This window comes from Streptomyces sp. NPDC058457 (assembly GCF_042720695.1).
In the GTDB taxonomy this organism is placed as follows: Bacteria; Actinomycetota; Actinomycetes; order Streptomycetales; family Streptomycetaceae; genus Streptomyces.
This window is the reverse complement of sequence record NZ_JBHXLU010000066.1, coordinates 1-16,780: the sequence shown is the minus strand read 5'-3', so window position 1 is coordinate 16,780 and position 16,780 is coordinate 1. Positions and strand designations below refer to the sequence as shown.

The window sequence follows — 16,780 nt, the reverse complement described above, 5'->3', positions numbered from 1 at the left end:
CACCCGCCGAGACCGCCCCGTCCGGCTCCGGCCGCCCCGTCCGGCGTCGGAAGAGAGCACCGGCGCCCGTGCCCTCGCCCCCTGTCGCCCTGTCCGAGGCGCGGCGCCCGTCGGCGGGCCCCGGCCGTGCGCCGGACTGCCGCTGGGCATGACCGACACCCACGACGTCCCAACCACTCGCATATGGGATACAGGCCCATATAAAGACAGTAAGGAGGAACCCGAGTTGAGCATCTCCACACAGCAACACGGCTGCAGCGCAACGGACTTCGCCTTCCCGTACCTTGACGAGCCCGAGCCGTGCCGGCCGTGGTTCCGGCCGGACCCCGTCCCTTCCGTGCACGGCCTGCGGACCGACGGCATGACCATGAGCGGCGACCGCGTGGGCGGGTGTGCCCGATGACGAAGCGCTTCATGACGACAGGCCTGTCGCGCAGGTCGGTGCTGGCCGCAGCCCTCGGCGGTGTCGCCGTCCCGGCCCTGGCCACCCGCCCCGCCACCGCCGCCGTGGGCCCCCCGGAGTCGTACGTGCCGGTCGCCGTAGGTGCCGGCGGCGGTCCGGCCGGGTCGGACCGCGTTCATGTCCTCAAGGTGGGCCCTGACACCGCGCACATCGTATTGGTGCTGGTTCCGGGCATGTTCGGGGCCGCGAACGACTTCCGGCTGCTCGCCCGGGACCTGGTCGCGCAGTTGCCCGGCGTGCAGGTCTGGGCGTTCGACCGGCGCGAGGAGAACCTGGCCGACCGCACCGGATTCACCACCACCGACCCGGCCGCCTACTACCTGGACGGCCACTACCGCTCACTCGATCCCGCCACCTCAGGCTTCGCGGGCCACTGGGGCCTGGCCCGCACCCTCTGCGACTTGCGCGCGGTCGTGCTGGCCGCGGCCGGCGGAGGCCGGCGCCGGGTCGTGCTCGGCGGCCACTCCTGGGGCGCCACCACGGCGATGGCGTATGCCGCCTGGGACTTCGACGGCAGCCCCGGATACGACCAACTGTCCGCCCTGGTCCTCATAGATGGCGGGGTGAGGGGCGCGTTCGCCGGGAACGGGGAGCCGGTGGAGAACTCGCCGGAGCAGGTGAGGGAACGGCTGGCCGCCATCGAGGGCGGTGCCGTCTTCGACCTGACCCTGAGCGCCGTCGGGCTCGGCAGCCGGGCCGAGAGCACACAGATCTGGTACCAGCTCGCCGGCTGGTACGCCTACCGCGAGCCCGATGGACCTTCCGTCCTGCAGCCACGGATGCCGGACGCCCTGCGGCCCCCGGTCCCCGTCACGAACGCCGCGCTGCTGGGCGTCCTGGTGGACAGCGGCTTCGGGTGGCCGAACGACATCAGCGTCCACTCCGGACACCTCGCGGTCGGTGGGGACGTCCGCGGCTGGGTCGACACCGGCATCACCCCCATCAGCCGGGTCGCCACGGCGTATGCGGGCGGCCCCGAGCCGGCGGTGTGGGAGTGGTACTGGCCGGCCCGGCTCTCCGTCGACCTCGACGTCACCGACGCCTACACGGACACCGACCTGACCCGATCCCTGGGCCTGCGGCTGTCCCACTCCGCCGGCCTCGACGTCCCCCTCTTCGTCTTCCAGACCAGCTATGCGCAGGGGACGATCGAGTCGGCCGCCCGCGACGTCGTCGCGAACTCCCGTATCCCGTACGCGGCTTACGAGACGGACAACGGGATGAACCACCTCGACCCGCTGTTCGCCGCGCCGGAACGCAACACCCTCACCACCTCACTCCCCTCCTTCATCACCGGACTGCACTGAACTGGGTGCAGGCATCGGCGGAGCCCCGGTTCGGGGCACCGCCGATGTCGGCGATGGTCAGTCCGGAGTGGCGGAGGGCCGGTACCCGGCGTTTTACGCGAGGGAGTGTCTCGTTCCGGTGGCGGGGCGGTAGTGCTGTGCGGCGCGAGCGCGGAGTCCCCTGCCGAGAGGGCGAGACCTCAGGCTGATCGTGACTCGATATGCGCCACGAGCATGACCGGCATGGCCGAGCCGACGGCGTCCCGCCCATGACCACAGCGGCACTTTTCCGCGAAGGAGGGCCTTGTGCTCGTCGACCGGAACGGCCCACTCGTTGCGGGACCCGCCGAGGACCGCGTCCAGGCGGCACGCGCGAGCGGTGACGTCGGCCTGTGGAGGGATCTCGCTGCTCCCCTCGTGGCCGAGCACCGACTCCAGGGTACCGGCGTCACGCAGTCCATTCGCTCGGGCGGATCCGTTCCTGATGGGCACGGTGCACGTGAAGGATCGGCCTTCGGCCGAACGTACGAGACTGTGTTTCTCGCGTCAGACGCGCGTACGACTCGGTGCCCGGGCGCAGTACGGCCGGGCACCGAGGGGGCACACGCGTCTGGCGTGTGCGGATCCCGGGGTGGGCGCGACGATCACCCCGGGACGTGCTGTGGCGGAGGCCGACCCGGTCAGGCCTTGGTCGGCACTTCGGCCGGGCCGGCGGGGGGCTGGTCGAGGACCTGTACCTGTTCTGCCGGGGGCTGGGGTTTTCCGGAACGCAGGACCTTGTTCACGTGCGCGGTGTCGAGGGCGTTCTCCCAACGAGCGACGACGAGGGTGGCCACGCTGTTGCCGGCGAGGTTGGTCAGAGCGCGGCATTCGGACATGAACTTGTCGATGCCGAAGATGAGCATGATGCCGGCCGCGGGGATGGGGCCGGCGGTGGAGAGGGTGGCAGCGAGTGCGATGAAGCCGGCTCCGGTGATGCCGCCCGAGCCCTTGGAAGTGAGGATCATGACGGCGAGCAGTCCGAGCTGCTGGCCGAGTCCGAGGGGGGTGTCGGTGGCCTGCGCGATGTAGACGGCGGCCAGGGACAGGTAGATGGAGCTGCCGTCGAGGTTGAAGGAGTAGCCGGTCGGGACGGTCAGTCCGACGATGTCCCTCCGGATGCCGAGACCCTCGAGCTTCGATGGAAGAGATCCGCGCCCAGATCCCGCTCCAGCGCCCGCACAGCCTGCGACAACGACGGCTGGGAGACATAGAGCGCCGCTGCGGCACGGTTGAACCCCCCGTGATCGACGATCGCCAGGAAGTATTCCAAGTGCCTGATGTCCACACGTACCCCTACTGATTGGCGGCCTCGAACGGGTTTTCCAGCGCCAGGAGGTGAGCCGGGAGCTCCGGGCCGTGAAGAGGCCACCATCGAAGCGCCGATCTCGCCGCGCGACCGTCACCGACGACTGAGGCGACCGTCAGCCGTGGGCAGTCGCGTTCCGGAGGGCTCCGCAGAGCCGTCCCCGCCCGGCCCGCCTCGGCTCGGCACGGTGACCCGGACGTTGCGTTCGGCCAGGCTGTGCATCTGCTCCGCCACCTCGCGAACTCCTACGGTGAGGTCCTGCAGCTGTCCGAGATACCTCTGGATGAAAGCATGCTGAAGCCGCTGGCCAGGCGGAAGGCGAAATGGTGAAGGACGAAGGGATGAGCGCCGAGCTCGAAGAGCGCGCGCGGGTCGGCGGTCGCCAGCGCCGTGCGCGCGTCCTCGGCCGGGTGCGTGCCTTCGTCCTCCCAGTGCAGTAACCGATTCGGCGGCGATGATGACAGCAACGCCGTCCGCCACCGTCACCGTGATCGTTCCGGATCCCGAGACCACGGCGACGGCGCTGACCGGACGATGACAACGGTGGTGGGTGTGGGCACGGCTTGGCTCGCCTCCGCCCTGCGGGGCTGGGGGACCCCGTGCTCGTGCGGCCGGCTAGCGGGTGATCTTCTGCTTCAGCTGCGCGACGCCGCCCTTGATCTTCTGCTCGGTCTCGGTGCGCTTGCGGTCGCGCCGGTCCTTGGCCTCGTCCTTCCGGATCCGGTCGGCGGCTTCCTCCATGGCCTTGAGTTCGGTGCGCACCGAGTCGGAGGGGTGACGCTCGAGGACCGCGTCGTAGCGCATGGCCAGGAGGTCGAGGGGCTGGGGGTCGGTCTCCCGGATCTCGGCGAGGATGGCGGTGCCGCCGGGCGGCATGTGCGAGGTGAGGAGGGTGACGGTGCCCGTGGCCTCCTCGGCCCGCTTGTAGTCGTAGCCGCTGCCGATCACCGCGCCGATGCCCCAGCCCGTCAATATGCCGAGGGGCCCGCCGAGGATGCCGACCAGCGATCCGACCAGCCCGCCGACGGCCGTGTTGCGTCCGGCCTCGGTCTCCAGACCCTCCGGGACGCGGACCGTGCCGTCCTCCAGGCGTTCGATCAGGACGGCCCCGCGGACCTCGAGCGTGGCGGACGTGAGGTGCTTGAGGTCGCTGAGGGCCTGGTAGGCGGTGGCGCGGTCGGCGAAGCGGAGGACGACGGCGTTCTCGTTCGTGGGCATGTTCTGTCTCCTTGGGGTTGGTGCACTGCATCTGTGAGACAGTATGTATCGAAGAGGAGTTGTGAGTCAACATGTCTCAGAAACTTGTGGGTCAACCTGTCTCGCGGCTCGAGGGGGAAAGGCGTCCCATGTTCCGTGTCGGCGTCGATCCCCGCGCTCGTCAGTCATTGCGCCGTCGCCCTCGCGGTCGCGAGCGGAACTTCAGAGTCTTCTCCCGGACACGTCGGCCGCCCCTGCCCGCACACTCTTCGACGGGTTGCGGCCGACGCGCGCGCGGGCGACTGCAGTCGCCGCCGGGTCGATGCCGCAGGTGTGCGCGGAGCAGGAGCGTGCGGCGGGTTACGCATCCCGGAGGCGTCAGTTCTCGCGGCTGTCCAGGGGAGAGGCGGCGGCGAGGAAGTGCATGGCCATCACCTGAGGTGAGAGGTGACGAGGGGCAGCGCTGTGTGGACTCCGTCGCACGAATCCCGGCCGTCTCGCGCCACCGGGGAGTTGGGACCGGCGGTCGTCCGCGGTGGCCGCCCGGATCAGGGGGCGGTCCATGGCGCAGGCACGGGCTCGCCCGGGGTGACGCCGGCTTCGCCGAACGCGTCGACCGCCACCCAGTATTCGGTGCCCGCGTTCAGGGAGCGCAGGTCGAGAGAGGTGCGTTCGTGCACGAGCCAGCTGTGGTACAGCTTCTGGGGATGGCGGCCGTAGCGGACGTTGTAGCCGATGGCGCCGGGTGCGGCGTCCCACTCGACACTCGCGGTGCGGTCGTCCGTGCGGAGGGCCCGGGCGCGCACAGCAGCCGGTGCCTCGCCTTCGCCCGTCCCGAAGACGCGGACACCGCTGACGGCGAAGGTGCCGTCGAACGGCAGTCGGCCGCTGGTCACCCTGACGAACCGGGTCTCCTGCGGCGCGTCGAGAACGAGGAAGGCGTGCGGAGTGTCGGCGCCCGTGCCGCGGGAGTCCCGGACGACGCTCCACTCCCTGCCGTTCTCCGAGATCTCGACGAGGATCTCCGCTGGTTGATGGCTCGGGAAGATACCCCGCCAGGAATGGCCGATGTCCACTCCGTCCGGAGCGTGAGGAGCGGTGTCCGCCAGCTCGTGGTCCGCCAGGTTGATCTGCACGGCGTGGACGGTCTTCGGCGCGCCGAGGTCGACGGTGAGGGATTCGCCCGGTTCGCGGCCGGCGGCCGCCCACCACGTGCGGATGTTCTCGTCGACGGCGGACGCGGGGCCGTGGCCGGGAGCGGCGGACGAGGCGGCGACATCCGCCTTGTAGGAGAGCAGCATCCAGGTGGGGGGCGTCCAGGGGGCGAACGGTCCGTCCGGGACGGCCATCGGGTAGTCGGCGAAGTTCTGGTTGCAGAACAACACGCCCTCGTCGTCGAAGCCGGCGGGGAAGATTCCCACACGGCGCTCGAAGACGTCGTTCACCGAGATGCGCATGGTCGCCGCGTGCCACCAGTTTCCGTGCCGGTCCTGGAACGTGCTGCCGTGTCCCGCCCCGGTGATGAACCCGCCCGGCTTGGACGAGAAAGGGCTGTCCAGCGAGTAGGTGAAGGGGCCCAGGGGCGCGGAGGCCGTGTAGTACCCGTCCGCGTAGGTGTTCAGCTCGGTGCCTGGTGCCGAGTACTGGAGATAGTAGGTACCGTCACGCTCGGTCATCCAGGCGCCCTCGACGAAGGGGGCGGTGCCGCTGAACTGGGCGATGAGTCTCTCCTGCTCGTTCCGGGGCGGGACGACGACGTAGTCCTCGCCCAACTGCTCCCAGCCGTGGGCGAGTACGTCGGAGCTGATCAGAGGCGACGGCTCGCCGATCGGGTTGAACGAGTCCGAGAGCCGGACTCCGTAGATCGGTGTCTTGTTGTCGCATCCCCAGTAGAGATACACCGCCTTGTCGGTGTCCTGGAACAGGTTCGGGTCCCAGAAGGGGAAGGTGCCAGGCGTGACCTCGACGAAGTCGTCGGACAGGGGGTCGACGCTTCGGAAGAAGGGGCAGTTGTCCTCCTTGCGGGAGGCGCTGATGTAGAGCGCTCCGTTCACCTCGCGGACGTCCGGCGCGTAGTCGAGGGCCGGCAGCTTGGACGTCGCGCGGTATTCCCACCGTAGAAGGTCCGTCGAGTGCCAGAATCCCGCGGACATCGAGGCGAACATGTAGTAGCGGCCCCGGTACAGCACGATCGAGGGGTCCGCTGCCTCCCGGTGCACGCTCCGCCGTGGCTCGCCGAGTTTGATGCCTCTGACGGTGCCGGAGAACCGGATGTCCTGATAGCGGTAGGGAATGTCGAGCGGGTTGCAGAAGATGCGTTCCGAAGCCGTCATTTGGGGTCTCCTAATTCGGAAGTGGGAAGTTGCAGGCCGGCGCTGTGAAGGGTTGGCCGGCCTGGCTGTGGTCCTCGGCCCGGAGCACGGTCTCGACGACCTGCGCACGGGTGTCGCCCTGGCCGTCCGGGACCTGCCGACGGGCCGGGAGGCCTGATCGGAACCGCGAGGGGCCGATGCCGGGCGGGCAGGACTCGGCCACGTGCCGGAGGGTGTCCTCGGCACCGAACGCCGGCGGAGCCGTGGCCACGGCAGGGAGGATTCGTCGCGGCCGGCTCAACGCCCTTCCCCCATCCGGCGAGTTGTGGTGAAGGTGCCCGCCTTCACGGTCTCGGCCGCGCCGTCGGGAAAGACGACGCGTGCGGTGGTGGCCGGTGGGACGTCGACGGTGACGGTGAGTTCGTCGCCGTCCGTCAGCCACTCGACGGCGATCGTGCCCTGCGGGGACTCGTGAGTGCCGCGGGCCCAGGGCACGGACGGGTGCGGTACGGGCGCGACCTCGAAGGACTCCCAGGCGGTCGACCCCGGTGTCTGCCGCAGCCCCAGGACGTGGGTGTGCAGGAAGCGGACGACCGCGCCCTTGCTGTAGTGGTTCAGTGATTCGTGTGCGGTGCCGGTGTCGTCGACGCCCTCCCAGTCCTCCCAGATGGTGGTGGCGCCGTGGTCGAGCATGTACAGCCAGGACGGCGCGGTGCGCTGCAGGAGCAGTTCGTAGGCGACGTCGGCGTGGCCGTGGTCGGCGAGGACCGGAAGCAGGTCGCCGGTCGAGAGGAAGCCGGTGGTGAGATGGGTGCCGGCGGCGCGGACCAGCTCGACCAGGCGCGCGGCGGCGGCCTCGCGCAGCGCGTCGGGGACGAGCCCGAGGGACAGGGCGCGCACGTAACCGGCCTGAGTGTCGCCGGAGGTGCGGCCGTCCGGGGAGAGGAACTCGGTGCGCCAGGCGTCGCGGACCCGTTCGGCGAGCACGGCGTAGTGGGCCGCGTCCTCGGCGCGGTCCAGCACCCGTGCGACACGGGCCAGGGTCGTCGTCGAGCGGTACAGGAAGGCCGTGCCGATCTCCCCCTTGTCGGCCATGAACCAGGCGACGGGATCGTCCTTGACCGGGTCGATGCGGGTGCCGTCGGCCGCCTTCGCCCTCGGCTCGGTCCATTCGCCCCAGTGGAAGGAGCCGTCCCACAGGTACCGCTCGTGCGGCAGCGGCTCGGCCGAGCGCTCGACGCGGGACTGGTGGCGGAGGGTGCGCGCGGTCGTGAGGGCCCACTCGACCCAGCGGACCATCGCCTCCCAGTTCTCGGCGAGGACCTCCCGGTCGCCGTAGGCCTCGTACAGCTCCCACGGGACCGCGACGATGGCGTCTCCCCAGCCGGCGGAGCCGGTCATCATCGCGAACTGGTCGTCGAGGTGGTGTTTGATGCGGCGGCCGTCGGGCGAGAAGTTGGCGATCCGGCCGTCGGGCAGCTGGTCGTCGCGCACGGAGCGCAGCCATTTGCGGCTGAAGCCCAGGACGTCGTAGAGGCGCATCGCAGTGGGGGCGAAGACCTGGTAGTCGCCGGTCCAGGCGAGGCGTTCGCGGGTCGGGCAGTCGGTGGGCACGTCGACGGCGTTGCCGCGGAAGCTCCACTCGGCGATCTCGTGGAGGCGGTCGAGATCGCCGTGACCGCACGCGAAGGTGCCGGTGCGGCGCAGGTCGGTGTGGACGACCCGCATGACGAGGCTCGCCGGGTCGAGCGGGGCGCCGTCGCGGCGGATCCGGGCGTACCGGAAACCGTGCACCGTGTGACGGGGCTCGAACGTCTCGCCACCGCCTGCGGAGACGGCCTCGTCGCGCTGGACGAAGGGGAGCGGGACCTGGCCGGGGCGTGCGGAGTCCAGGTGAGCGGTCGTCAGGTCGCCGTCGGGGCCGAGGTGCTCGCCGTGGTCGACGACCGTGCGAGTGCCGGCCGGACCGAGATCGTCCAGGGCGATCCGGCCGGAGGCGTTCTGGCCGAAGTCGGCGATCCACACGCCCTCTCCGAGCTGTGTCACGGACTGCGCCGGGCGTGACTCGACCACGCGCACCGGCGGCGCCGGCGACCAGTCGACCGCGGGCGCTTCCACCTGGTCGACGAGGACGGGCCGCCCCGCCCCGGGCCGCAGCCGGAAGTCGGTGGTCTGCCCGTCCATGAGGTCGGCCCTGGTGATGGCCGACTCCGCGCTCGTCCATGTCCCGTCGGTGCGTACGACCTGGCGTGCGCCGTCCTCGTAGTCGATGTGGAGTTCGGCCCGTGCGCCGGTCACCGTCCCCCAGCCGGCCGGGAGGCGGAAGGCACCCACCTGACCCCGGTACCAGCCGTCGGACAGCACGATCTCGAACCGGTTGCCGCCCGTCGTGACGGCTGCCGTGACGTCGGAGACCTGAGCGTAGAGCGTGCGGTCGTAGGAGGTGGACCCTGGTGACAGTGCGGCGGTGCCGGCCCGCTCGCCGTTGATGTACGCCTCGTACACTCCGAGCGCCGTCGCGTACAGCCGTGCCGAGCGCACCCCGGCTCGCGCCTCGAACGGGGTCGACAGGACGTACGCGGGCCGTCTGCCGTATCCGGGCTCGCCTGACTCGGCGGGACTGATCCAGCGTGCCTTCCAGTCGGCGGCCAGAAGTCCCGACTCGAAGGTGTGCCACGGCGACCACGGCGAGCCGTCGCCGCCGAGCGCCCGGACCCGCCAGGCCACACGTTGTCCGCTGGTCAGCGGTGTCCACGGCCAGTGGACGAACCGGTGCGCCCCGGCGGCGGTGGTCACAGCGGGCAGCGCCTCTCCGTCGACGGTGCACTCCACCTCGTAAGCCACCGGGTGTGCCGCGTCCGCCGACGGCTTCCACGACAGCCGGGGCGCTGGCCCCGACACCGGGAAGGTGTCACCGCCGCTGTCGATGACCAGGTCGTACGGTGCGTTGTGCATGCTGCGCCTTCTCGATACTCGGTGGGATGTGACGTTTTCGGGAAGCAGGCCCGGAAGCCGCGCTACCGGACCGCCTTGACCTTGAACTTGACGATGAGGCCGCCGGCCAGCGCCAGGGCAGCGCCGATCAGATAGAGCACGGTGTAGTTCTTCTCGCCGCCCTCGCTGCCACCCAGCGTGATGACGAGCGGGGCGATCAACGGGGCGACGGCGCTGGGGATCTTCTGCGCGAAGGCGACGACGGCGAGGTAGCGGCCTGCCTCGGCCAGGTCCGGGAGGACGGCGAACACGATCGCCTGGTCGACGGCGCTGAACATGGCGATGGCGAACTGCATCAGCACCGCGCCGACGACGAGTTGGGGCAGCGAGTGAGCCAACGCCTCGGTGACGGCACCGACGACGAACACCGTGGAGCCGATCAGAGTGAACAGCTTGCGCCGACCGAGCTTGTCGGACAGGAAGCCGCCCCCGATGGCGCCGCCCGCCGCGGCCACCACGCCGATGGTCCCGATGACCGCCACGATCCCGGCGACGTCCTTGACGGCCATGTCGAGCCGCTGGGCGTAGAAGAAGGTACCGAAGGCCGTGTTGAAGTACAGGCCCATGAAGAAGACGAAGCGGCCGAGCCAGTTCCAGCCGAAGTCCGGGTACCTGCGCGGGTTGAAGCCGTAGCTGGCGACCATGCTCCGTACGGTCACGCCGCCGGTGCGCACGAGTGTGCGGGAGTCGCCCTCGGGCTTGAACACCGGGAACAGCAGCACCAGGGCAGCACCCAGGACGCCCGGGACCAGGAACACCAGGAACGTGCTGGAGGCCACCCCGTACGCGAGGCCGATGCCGATCACCGGGGCGATCTGGGTCACGACGCCGGTCAGCGCCGAGACCCGGCCACGCTGCTCTTCGGGCACCCGGTCCGCCTGGACGTTCTGGATGGCCTGCCCGGCCGTGGACCAGCCGACCATGCCGACGGCCCAGGCCAGGCCCAGCAGGCGGACCGACGGAGCGAGGGCGACCCCGACGAGCGCGACGGTGCCCAGCAGCGTGCCGCCGATCATGAAGGGGGTCCGGCGGCCGAGCCGGGACCGGGTCCGGTCGCTCCAGAGGCCGATCAGGGGGCTGAGGACCAGGTAGCCGAACTGGGCGGAGCCGGTGACGTAGCCGAGCTGTTCCTCGTGCCCGGGAGCAAGGGCGGAGATGCGTACCGCGAGCGAGTAGGAGAGCGGGACCATCAGGGCCAGGGAGCCGCCGAAGCTGGCGATCATCAACCAGACAAGGTAGTCCCGGCCGACCCTCTGCAGCGGCCGTGCCTCGATCTCGGGTGCGGCCGGCTCCTCGGAGGGGTCCTGCGGTGACGCCTCCGGAGGGGGAACCACCACGCTGACGTCCCGGTCGTCGTGAGGCATGAGGACTCCTTTGTCACATGATGGCAAGAGCCGGCCGCGACCGCCGGTGTCGGGGACGGCCGTGGCCGGGCTGGGCCAGGGGACGAGCGGCCATGGCGTTCCGAACCGACGGACCGGACCGGTCGGACCGGCAGGCGGGCAGAGGGAAGTGCGGACGGTCAGGGGAGGCAGGTACGTGGGGCGGAGCCCGCCTGGTGCGGGGATCGGGATACCGGCGGTCTCGGGGCCGGGATCCGTTTGTCGTCGCGGCAGGGGGAGCGGTGGTCCGGCCGCAGCCCGGCAAGGTGCGGTCGTGCCCGACGTGGTGGGGTCGGCCGTCGACGACTCCGCTGCCGTACCGCCGGAGGTCCTGCGGTACGGCAGCGGAGTCACGGCGCCCGGCTCCCGTGGTGCCCGCTGTCGGCGACCCCGTACTGTCGGCTCGGAGGACGATGAGGGACGACCGGACGGGCGACGGACGCGGAGCGGCTGTGCCCCGCGCCACCGGATGCCGGGCCGAGAGCGGCCCGGCACCCGGCACCCGCCGCCTCGGCGGTGTCAGGTTGCGCCCGGCGGCGGAGGCATGGGCCGGCCTTTCCCGGTTGCGGCGAGGCGCGACCGGAGCGTGGCGCGACGCCGCAGGTGTCAGTCGGACGCGGTCCGGCCGGGCTTACGGCCGCCCAGCGCGTGCCAGCGTCGGCGTAGGGCGAACGCGGCCGACTTGGGCTTGCGGTCGCGGGTGAAGACGCCCTTCTTGTTGCCGTCGACGCGGTGGATGCCGGCGGACGTCTGGAAGTCGGCGAAGTTCCAGACGTGTTCGCCGACGAACTCGGGGATGCCGTCGAAGACCCGGTGGTACATGGCGAGGAAGTCGCTCTGGTACTCCTCGCTCCAGGGGGTGTCCCAGACGGAGTGCAGGCCGGGCTGGGTGTCGGCACCGTACTCGGACATCATGACGGGCTTGCCGAAGCGCTGGACCCAGCCGCGCAGGTCCTGTTCCAGGTACCCCTCGGCGGTCGCGAGGTCGCCGGTGAAGAGGTACCAGCCGTAGTAGCGGTTGATGCTCAGGACGTCGAACAGGTCGCCGATCCGGTCGTTCTGCGGCGTCGCGAACATGACGGCGGAGTAGGTGAGGGGCCGGGTCGGGTCGAGCTTGCGGGCCAGTTCGACCAGCGGCTCGAAGTACTCGCGCGCACCGTCCTCGTTGGAGGCCGGCTCGTTGGCGAGGCACCACATCACCACGCTCGGGTGGTTCTTGTCCCGCTCGATCAACTCCCGCAGGTGCTGGGCGTGGACGTCCCGTGTGGTCCCGCCGAAGTTCTCCGGGGCGAAGGTGGGGGTCGGCGGAATGCCGGTGAGCCCGCCCTGGACTCCCAGGTTGAGGCCGACGGCCGCGGTCTCGTCGATGACGACGATGCCCTGACGATCGGCGAAGTCCAGCACCTCCTCGGCGTAGGGGTAGTGGGACGTGCGGAAGGAGTTGGCCCCCGTCCAGTCCATGAGCTGGAAGTCGTGGACGAGGTAGGCGTCGTCGTGGCCCTTGCCCCGGACGGGGGTGTCCTCGTGCTTGCCGAAGCCGGTGAAGTAGAAGGGCTCGCCGTTGATGAGGAACTCGGTGCCCCGCACCTCGACGGTACGGACTCCGAAGGCCTGGGTGTAGCTGTCCACGGTCTCGCCGTCCACGGCCGGCTCCACGACGAGGTCGTAGAGGTGGGCCGCGCCCGGCTGCCAGAGCGTGACGTCCTCGATGCGCAGGATGCCCTCGGTGCCGTGTCCCTCCGCGACGGTCCGGCCGGCCTGGTCGACCGCGCGCACCCGCACGGTGACCGTGTCGGCGTGCTCGCCGGCGACCTCTACGCGGTAGGCGACGGTACCGGCCGCGCCGTCCCGTCCGGTGACGACGGTGACGTCCTCGACGAAGGTCTTCGGCGTGTTGTAGAGGCGCACGGATCGGGCGATGCCCGCGTAGTTGTAGAAGTCGTGCAGGTACGACTGGCGTTCGCGGCCGTCGGGACCGGCCGTGACGGTGCCGGGCGGGATGGTCACGTTCGTCAGCCGGTTGTCGACGGCGACCGTCAGCCGGAGCTCCGTGCCGGGCTCGGCGATACCGGTCAGGTCCGCCTCGAACGGCGTGTAGCCGCCGGTGTGCTCGGCCACGAGCCGGTCGTCCGCATAGACCTGCGCGGCGTGGGTGACGGACCCGAAGCGCAGCACGACCCGTTCGTCGGTCCAGCCGCGTGGGACGCGTACGTCGCGCTGGTACCACACGACGCCGACGTGGTCACGGATCTCCGCGTCCACGAACAGGTCGTTGTAGCTGGCGGGGACGGGGACTTCGAGCGGTGTGGCGAGCCGTGACGTCCAGGGGGTGGCGCCGGCCCGGGTGTCGAGGGCGAACCGCCAGAGGCCGTCGAGACCGACGATGTCACGGGTGGGGCTGGTACGGGGCGAGAGCATGGGGATTCCTACCGGGTGTTCGGGGCGGTCGGGGCGGCGTGCGTCAGGCCGTTTCACCGGCGTCCGCGAGGAGCGTGCTGCCCGTCATGAACGCCGAGAGGTCGCTGGCACAGAACAGCACCACCCGGGCGATGTCGTCCGGCACGCCGATTCGGCCCAGCGGACCGGGCTGCATCACGGACATGATTGCTTCGGAGTCCACGCCGGCCGCCGCGGCCGCCGCCAGGTTCCCCTCGGTCGGCACGAACGTCGGCGCGACACCCAGTACGCGGATGCCGAACGGAGCGAATTCCAGGGCGAGTTGACGGGTGAGGCCACGTGCCGCGTGCTTGGAGCCGACGTATGCGGCCAGCCCGGGGGCCGTCCCGCGGAACCCGGCCGTGGAGACGACGTTGACGATGACGCCCCCGTGCCCGGCCTCGCTCATCCGGCGTGCGGCCTCCCGGGAACCGAGGAAGACGCCGCGGGTGTTGACGGCGAACACCTCGTCGAAGGCCTTGTCGGACATCTCCAGCGCGGCGACGCTGGGGACGATCCCGGGGTTGTTCACCAAGATGTCGACTCCGCCCAGCTCCCGGACAGCGAGGTCGGCGACGGCGGCGACGCTGTCGGAGTCGGTGACGTCCAGATGGGCGGCCAGGGCGCGGCCCCGGCCACGGGCGCCGAGTTCCTCGGCGGCGGCGGTGGCGAGTTCGTCCTGGATGTCCGCCACGAGCACGTCCGCTCCGGCTTCGGCCAGCCGCTCGGCGACGGCCCGGCCGAGCCCCTGGCCCGCTCCGGTCACGACGGCGCGCCGCCCGGTCAGCGAGACGAGTTCTGTCAGGGACTTGGCCGAGACATCGGGTACGGATACCTGCACGGTGTGTCCTCCGCGTGTGGGGGTGTGGTCAGATCCGGCCGCGGCGGGCGGTCTCGCCCAGCCATGCGAGAGAGGGCTTGGGCCGGCGCTCGAACGTCTCGCGGTCGACCGCGACCAGACCGAACGTCGGTGCCCAGTGGCCCCACTCGTAGTTGTCGAGCAGGCTCCAGTGCAGATAGCCGCGGACGTCCACCCCGTCGGCGATCGCCTTGCCGAGGTACTCCAGGGCCTCGCTCGTGTAGGCGATGCGGCGAGTGTCGTCGCCGATGGCGATGCCGTTCTCGGTGATCAGGATCGGCAGGCCGTCGGTGATCTCGGCGGTGTGCCGTACCGCGATGCTCAGCGCGTCGGGCCGGTAGGCAGTCCCGACGAGGGTGTTGTCAGGGTGCGGCGGGTAGGGCTCGATGCCGTCCGGGCCGACCCACTGGCTGGAGTAGGACTGCACGCCCACGAAGTCGTCGCCGCGCGACCCCTCCAGGTAGAGGTCCTCCCAGACGTGCTCCAGCTCGCGCTTCTTCTCCTCCGCGCCGGGGCGGGCCACGAAGGCGCGGTTGGCGACCGTCCAGCCGACCTTGGCGCCGGTGCGCTCGTGCAGCACCTTGCGCGCGGCGTGGTGCACCTCGACGAGCCGCTCGCCGATCGCCGTGTCGGGGGCGGGCAGCTGCGGGCGGGGGCCCTCGTTGTCGAGAGTGGGGCTCTGCCACTCCCCGCCGGCCTGCGCGTTCTGGAACGCCCGCGCCATGCCGACCATGATGGCCAGCATGTTCGGCTCGTTCATGGTGACGACCCACTCGACGCCTTCGAGGATCGGGGCGACCGTCTCCACGTAGGTCCGGAACCGGTCCACCGCGCGGTCGCCGAGCCAGCCGCCCTCCTCGGCGAACCAGAGCGGGCTGGTGAAGTGATGCAGGGTCACGACCGGTGTCAGACCGAGCTCGAAGGCCGTGTCGATCATGCGCCGGTAGTGGGCGAGTTCGGCGCGTGAGACCAGGCCGGGGAGCGGCTCGATCCGTGCCCACTCGATGCCGAAGCGGTAGGCGTTGAGTCCGGCGTCCGCGAGCAGTTGCATGTCCTCGCGGTAGCGGTGGTAGCTGTCGCAGGCGTCGCCGCTGCGCTCCATGCCCGGGATGCGCCCCTCGTTCGCCCAGAAGTCGCTGTTGAGGTTGTTGCCCTCGATCTGGTGCGGTGCGGTGGACGCGCCCCAGAGGAAACCGGGAGCGAGTTCGGTCATCGTCGACTGCCTTCCTGAGTGCCGATGGTGACGGGCCCCACGGCGCGCCGACCAACTGTTACCATGTGGTTGGTTTTCGCTGGAAGGTAATCCGAGATCGAGGACTGGGGAAGGCTGCCGGGGTGTTTCGTAACCTGAGCGTTACATTCGGGCGGTCGCCGACGGGGTCCGGAGCGGTGTCGCCCCGGCCTCCGGGTAGGGGTCCTCGCATCGAGAAGAACGCAACTCCGCATGGTTGAAACTCCATTCGCGTCATGCCAGAGTTGCCTTCTCCTCAGAGAGATCAAAGTTCTCCACCGCGAGGCGGTGCAGGCGTCGGCATGACGCACGACGGCACCCCGCACGCCTTTTCCGGCTGTACCTGAAGCCGCATCACGTTTGCCAAGGCTGACCGCGCGCCCGCCGTCGGAGCCGTCCGCCGGACCCGGATCGCGCCCACACCCCCAGAACTGGAGAGAACCCTTGATACGCAGACGAGCCATGCTGTTTGCCGTGCCGCTGTTGCTGGCGGTCGGGTGCGCTGCGCCCGCCGCGACCCATACGGCCACCAACTCGCAGGGAGCCCCCGCGAAGGCGATCGCCGCGCGGGCCGTCCATTCGACAGGCAACGCCGCGTCGACGACAGGTTCGGCTTCGGACGACGCGCCCGCACCGACCGGAACCATCGTCATGGTCAAGCTCTACGTCGGCACCCTCGATGCCGCTGAGCAGTTCTACGGCAACGTGTTCGGTGCGAGGTTCGCCGTCGCGCAGGGCGACAACGTGCACATTGTGGTGTTTCCCAGCGGCGGGCCGGGACTCGTGCTGATCAAGAAGGGTCCCCACGACAAGAAGAAGCACGGGGCGTTCATCATCCAGGTTCCGGACAAGGACGTCGCGGAGGCGCGGGCGGTCGCGAACGGCGCGAGGATCCAGGCCGAGTTCGAGGCCCCGGACGGTTCGCGGTCCGTCGACGTCCTCGATCCGTGGGGCAACCAGGTCGAGATCCTGCAGAGGGGCTGAGTCCGGCACCCGGCGTTCCGCGCCGCGTGCGCCAAGGAGCGCTCCGTCGGGTGGCACGGCCATCCTGGCCTCGTCGGCCCGGATGGCCGTGCGCCGCTGCGCGGCTGCCGGACGGTGCGCGGCGGCGTGAACGCTCGAAAACGCGCCGACGAGGAACTGCACCCCGCCACGTCCGCGTCACGGACGCGCGCCGGGACGACACCGCCGGCATCGTCGGCGACATCCTCTCCTTGCGGGCCCTGGAGCGTCGGCGCGGCGGGCGTCGGTGCCGGCGGACCGGGCTGAACC

At 70.5% G+C, this 16,780-nt stretch carries 9 protein-coding genes and 2 pseudogenes; 2 read left to right on the top strand and 9 right to left on the bottom strand.

Annotated elements, in window-relative coordinates:
* Positions 1–399: 399 nt before the first annotated feature.
* Complete coding sequence (locus ACFWPS_RS37480; RefSeq protein WP_383713863.1) at positions 400–1,770, top strand: alpha/beta hydrolase; 1,371 nt, start codon at positions 400–402, stop codon at positions 1,768–1,770.
* Between the two features lie 659 nt (positions 1,771–2,429).
* On the opposite strand, the pseudogene ACFWPS_RS37475 reads toward ACFWPS_RS37480, so the two are convergent.
* From ACFWPS_RS37475 to ACFWPS_RS37435, 9 genes and pseudogenes are all read right to left on the bottom strand, one after another.
* Positions 2,430–2,930 (bottom strand): annotated as a pseudogene (locus ACFWPS_RS37475) (cation:dicarboxylate symporter family transporter); the annotation flags it as partial.
* Positions 2,918–3,076 (bottom strand): annotated as a pseudogene (locus tag ACFWPS_RS37470) (LysR family transcriptional regulator); the annotation flags it as partial. The pseudogenes ACFWPS_RS37470 and ACFWPS_RS37475, both read right to left, overlap by 13 nt.
* A 636-nt stretch (positions 3,077–3,712) precedes the next feature.
* The gene (locus tag ACFWPS_RS37465; protein WP_383713860.1) at positions 3,713–4,315 is read right to left on the bottom strand and encodes a DUF1269 domain-containing protein; all 603 of its coding nucleotides are present in this window, start codon (positions 4,313–4,315) and stop codon (positions 3,713–3,715) included.
* Positions 4,316–4,842: 527 nt separating this feature from the next.
* Positions 4,843–6,627 (bottom strand): family 43 glycosylhydrolase, encoded by a 1,785-nt coding sequence (locus ACFWPS_RS37460; protein ID WP_383713857.1) that lies wholly within the window; start codon positions 6,625–6,627, stop codon positions 4,843–4,845.
* Positions 6,628–6,903: 276 nt separating this feature from the next.
* On the bottom strand, positions 6,904–9,561 hold the full coding sequence (locus ACFWPS_RS37455; protein ID WP_383713854.1) for a family 78 glycoside hydrolase catalytic domain: 2,658 nt from the start codon (positions 9,559–9,561) through the stop codon (positions 6,904–6,906).
* 62 nt (positions 9,562–9,623) lie between these two features.
* Positions 9,624–10,964: an MFS transporter gene (locus tag ACFWPS_RS37450; protein WP_383713851.1), complete on the bottom strand. Its 1,341-nt coding sequence runs from the start codon at positions 10,962–10,964 to the stop codon at positions 9,624–9,626.
* Positions 10,965–11,588: 624 nt separating this feature from the next.
* Complete coding sequence (uidA, locus tag ACFWPS_RS37445; RefSeq protein WP_383713848.1) at positions 11,589–13,400, bottom strand: beta-glucuronidase; 1,812 nt, start codon at positions 13,398–13,400, stop codon at positions 11,589–11,591.
* A gap of 43 nt (positions 13,401–13,443) precedes the next feature.
* A complete protein-coding gene (locus ACFWPS_RS37440; RefSeq protein WP_383713845.1) occupies positions 13,444–14,259 on the bottom strand; it encodes an SDR family NAD(P)-dependent oxidoreductase in 816 nt (271 codons plus the stop codon).
* A gap of 28 nt (positions 14,260–14,287) precedes the next feature.
* The gene (locus tag ACFWPS_RS37435; RefSeq protein ID WP_383713843.1) at positions 14,288–15,490 is read right to left on the bottom strand and encodes a glycoside hydrolase family 1 protein; all 1,203 of its coding nucleotides are present in this window, start codon (positions 15,488–15,490) and stop codon (positions 14,288–14,290) included.
* 480 nt (positions 15,491–15,970) lie between these two features.
* Here ACFWPS_RS37435 and ACFWPS_RS37430 point away from each other — a divergent pair, with 480 nt between their 5' ends.
* Positions 15,971–16,492: a VOC family protein gene (locus ACFWPS_RS37430; protein WP_383713840.1), complete on the top strand. Its 522-nt coding sequence runs from the start codon at positions 15,971–15,973 to the stop codon at positions 16,490–16,492.
* The last annotated feature ends 288 nt before the right edge of the window (positions 16,493–16,780 follow it).